The organism is Bacillus cereus group sp. Bc031 (assembly GCF_027716265.1).
Lineage (GTDB): Bacteria > Bacillota > Bacilli > Bacillales > Bacillaceae_G > Bacillus_A > Bacillus_A paranthracis.
In genome coordinates, this window is sequence record NZ_JAQFUL010000160.1 from 1 (window position 1) to 4,596 (window position 4,596).

The following is a 4,596-nucleotide window of genomic DNA, read 5'->3' on the forward strand; positions in this document are numbered from 1 at the left end:
CAAGCCTTTAAGGAAAAACAAGATTTACAAGTAGAAGTGGAACAGTTATCCAATGTAAAAACGCATTTAAAAACAAAAGTAGCGGAAACCCATAATCAATTACAACAAACCACAAATTACATCGAAAAACAGAATGAAACGTTACAAAAAATTCAGCAACAATTTTTGAGTTTAGATAAAAAAATAAAAGAAAAGAAACAGGAATTTGAAATGTTTCGAAACCAAATTCCAGATAAGCCAGTGTCAATGTCTTATTTGCGAGAAGAAACAAAAACAGAAGTCACAACAAAACTGTTTGGAAAGCCAGAAATCACAGAGAAAAAAACAGGAAACATTGTGGTTACACGTGAGCAATGGAGAGATATGAAAGAAAAGGTTGATGCAGCGGTGATTGTTAAAAAAGACTATGAGCGTTTACAGAAGACGGATCTGGTAAAAGAGAATCATAGCTTGAGAGAAAATAATAAATACTTAGAAGAAACAATTGAGGGGAATCATCTTGCTTTAAAACATTCTTATAAACAAAATCGGGAATTAGAAGAAGCGAATAAGGAATTACATACTGAAATAGGCTCTTTAAAAGCCCATATAAGGGATTTACAGGCAAACATAAAGGTTTTATATCAACAGACGAAAAAGGTCTTTAAAGAGCAATTTAAGGCTTTTAGAGGACTTGTTAAGAATGAACTCGTTGGGAGAGAGGTAGAAAATCATTTTGAACGGGAACATGAACGTGAAAATAAGAAGAAAATAAGTAGACATCGAGGATATGACATGGAGCGCTAGAAGACATTCAAAAAGGTAAATAAAAACTTAGGGAAACTTTATTTGACAATCTTTTGGGAGATTATGTGTGATAAAATTAAAAAACGAGCCATGTTGGAGCATGGCTCGTTTTAAAGGGTATTTCAGCGAAAATACCTAAACTCGTTTGCGTAAATAGATTATCATAATTTGATTGATAATCAAATAGAAAGTTTAGGTATTTACGTTGGTGCTCGTAATATGAGAGGAGCAACAACACATGACAAAAAAGGTTATTAACTTTGGACAAGCTGAAAAAAATGCTATAAAACGTGATTTAGAGATTGAACAGAGGTATTTTGAAGAAGAACATAATGGAATAGATCAAGAAACAGTAGATGAAGCATTAAAAGTTTTGAGTAAAGCGACTGGTGGTAAAGAGATTTACATAGGCACGAAGAAATCTCCACAATCAAAAGTGAGGTTTGCCCAATTCCTGCAAAAAAATTGGGAGTTTTTACGAAAAGAAAAATATCTTACCAGTGAAGAAAAGATTTTTTTAACTGATATTCAATCAAATATTAGTATGCATTCAAATGCTATTGTAGATGACATAATGAAAAAACCGGCAAATGCTTTGACAATTCAAGGTTTAGCCGATTGTTTAAATACATCTAGAACAAAAGTTAGTAGAGTGGTAAATGCTTTGATTAAAAAAGGTATTTTTGCTAAAGCTGTTTCCGGAGATGCCTGTGATATTAAACAAGCTAAAGATTATGTATTATTTATTAACCCAAATATCATATATGTTGGAGATAAAGATGATGTAAAAGAACATCTAGTTTTAATGTTTAAAAAACAAATGAAGGATAATTCAATACTTAAAAAATTACCTCAAAAATTGTTTTAAAAAGGAGTCTTTAAAGACTCCTTTTTTTTGTTTTTGTGATTATTAACCGTATCATTTTTAATACGGTACCGTATTAAAAATGATACGGTGCTAAATCTCTCAAACCACTGATATATCAACCTTTTTTAAACATTTAATAGTTCTTATACTCTCACTCTCTATTTAAGAGGCTAAAAGTTCCGCAAGGAACAGGTAGTATTTTTGAATAAAAGGCATTCAAAAATCTCCACCTTTTTCACTACGTTTCTTCCTTGCGGAACTTTTTTCGGCTGGTTTTTAGCTTTCGCCAAGCCGAACAGACCAAAAACGGGGTTAAGTTGCTCGACTTGGATCAGCAATTGTACCAGCCGAATCGCCAGTTCTTCCGCCCAGGGTAGGATTCTTTTTTCAGACAAATCAACGCTATGTGGGGTTTCGCCCCCACACGGCGAGCCAGCACTCACACCCAAAAACAAGGGGGACACACAAAAAAAAGGTTGAATCCCTGGTGAAAGGGATTCAACCTTTTTTTATATATATTCAATAAGGAGTGTGTCTCCTTTACACTATGTATATGTGTTTGAAAATATTTTAGTTAAGGAAATTTTTTTATTTCGATTACAGTTTATCACAATACATTAAAAAAAATAAGTCACTTAAAAAAGTGACTTATTCTAAGGGTATTTTGACAAAAAATGTACAAAGCTAAGTTTAGATTACCATATTAAAATACTTGCTCCCAATGAAAAGTATGGATGTATGTGTTTATTGATGTCAGGAATTCGCAAGAATCCCTACAAGTAACCCTTAAATGTCCATGTTTTTTCCTACAAAGGATTGTTTTTAAAGATTTGCAAATTGCATCGTTCATAATAGATCCTTTCAGAAGTTTTGTTGGAATTACCAGTTGGGTGGTTGCACCTTATCAACGTATGCAGGGTACAAATTTATGTATATACCCAAATAAGCCCTTTTTCTGATCTTTAAAATAAAATTATTACTTTGGAACATCATAAGGTTAGATAAAATAAAAGATTTAGGTGGAGATAAATCATGTTTTTTTTTAATAAATACAATGTAATTTTATTCAGTTGCTTATTTGGTTTGATTTCCCCTCTAACAACTTTTGCTAAAAGGGGTTTGTGTAGTAACGGAACAGAAACGGCAATAACCTATATTTTCACTTCAATATAGCTAACAATAAAGTTTTTTTATCCAAAAAATAAATATCTTACTGATTAAAAGTTTAATATTTATTAAATTTATCAAAAACGGTTGTTATTGTTAATTTGATTAGGATAATAGTTTTGATAACGTAGTATTAACGTATCAAAGCTTTATTTAGCACAGATTTTATCATTATCAAAAACCTTGATTTTTGATAATGATAAAATCTTATTGCCGTTCTTGTTCCATTACTACACAGACCCCTAAAACAGAAATGAATACTGAGCAACGCCTTTTTATAAGTTTTGAAAATAAAGTTACTGATTTGGTTATTACTAGCATGGAATTATTAAATAATCTGAATAAAATGAATGGTGAACTAAGTGAGGAGGAACTATATAATTTAACATTAAATGTGGGTAATGTGGGTGAGGAATTTGCAACACGTTCTAAGATTTTGACTCAAATTAAGGTACCAGAAAAATTACCTGATGATGTACAATCTTCTTTAGAGGTAGTCAAAAGAGATTTATCAATTGGATTTACAGAATTAGAAGAAAGCATGCTTTGTTTTGCTAAATATCTTGCAGGTCGTGATTCAATCTCTTACGACGAATATATTCAAAAAAGGATACTGGTCTTCGTTATATAGATGGTGGATTAACCTCATTGTCCACGGTATCCCTAAAGTTAAACATACCGGCATCTAGGCTAAGTCTTATAAAAGAAATCTGGAAAAAGATTAAAGGTAAGTGTCAACGGTAAGCGGACTGAAATGGATCAGCGTTTTGTGCTGATCCATGAAAGGAGCATTAAGGAGTGGACACGTGCAGCTGATTTTTCATCCTCTTGGCAGTTCCTCAAAACGATTCGTTTTGGGGGTGCCAACCGGCGAGGAAGCCCCTCAAGGATTGGAGGGGTTGGGGAGTTCGATTGATGGGGTCAAGGGGAAGGGTTCCCCTTGTGGGGTGTGGGGCAAAGCCCCTGGTATTTATCACGCTACGGCGTGATTTGGCGAAGCCAACAAGGTCTCGCAGAGCCCACACCAAATGTAATTTGGTATAGTGGGCTATACCAAAACTTTGGATTCGCTCTCTCGATATGTTATGATAGTCTCAAAAGTAGTCCTCTTACGGAAGACAATTGTGAGGGAAAAACATGAACAAGTTCGCAATCATTCACATGCAGAAATTTCAAATTTCTGATGTGCAAGGAATTCAAAAACATAATCAAAGACAAGGTAAAAGTAAATCAAATTTAGACATCGATTATTCAAAAAGTGAACAGAATTATGATTTGTTAAATCAACAAAAAATCAGATATGAAAGCACAATTAAACAAGAGATCAGTGAGCGAGTCAAACGAAAGCCACGGGTGAATTCGGTTGTACTTTCTGAATTTGTCGTAACAGCCTCGCCTGACTACATGCATTCATTAAGTTTAGAGGAACAAAAACGTTATTTTGAGAGTTCACTAGCGTTTATTCAAAAGCGTTATGGGAAACAAAATACGTTGTATGCGATGGTTCATATGGATGAAGCGACACCACATATGCATATTGGTGTGATGCCAATTACAGAAGACAATCGTTTGTCAGCGAAAGATATGTTTACGAGAAAAGAATTAACATCCTTACAACAGGACTTTCCATTGGAAATGCGGGAAAAAGGTTTTGATGTAGAACGGGGAGAAGGTTCAGAGAAAAAACATTTATCGCCTCAAGCCTTTAAGGAAAAACAAGATTTACAAGTAGAAGTGGAACAGTTATCCAATGTAAAAACGCATTTAAAAACAAA

The 4,596-nt window shown here is 33.7% G+C and carries 3 protein-coding genes and 1 pseudogene; all 4 read left to right on the top strand.

Going from position 1 to position 4,596, the window contains the following annotated elements:
* Positions 1-786 (top strand): annotated as a pseudogene (locus tag PDQ33_RS28270) (MobV family relaxase); the annotation flags it as partial.
* 238 nt (positions 787-1,024) lie between these two features.
* Positions 1,025-1,654, top strand: coding sequence for a hypothetical protein (locus PDQ33_RS28275; RefSeq protein WP_061661320.1), 630 nt, complete (start codon positions 1,025-1,027; stop codon positions 1,652-1,654).
* Positions 1,655-3,074: 1,420 nt separating this feature from the next.
* The gene (locus PDQ33_RS28280; RefSeq protein WP_179099187.1) at positions 3,075-3,452 is read left to right on the top strand and encodes a hypothetical protein; all 378 of its coding nucleotides are present in this window, start codon (positions 3,075-3,077) and stop codon (positions 3,450-3,452) included.
* A 506-nt stretch (positions 3,453-3,958) separates the two neighbouring features.
* On the top strand, positions 3,959-4,596 hold a 638-nt coding region (gene mobV / locus PDQ33_RS28285; RefSeq protein ID WP_270787889.1), incomplete at its 3' end, for a MobV family relaxase.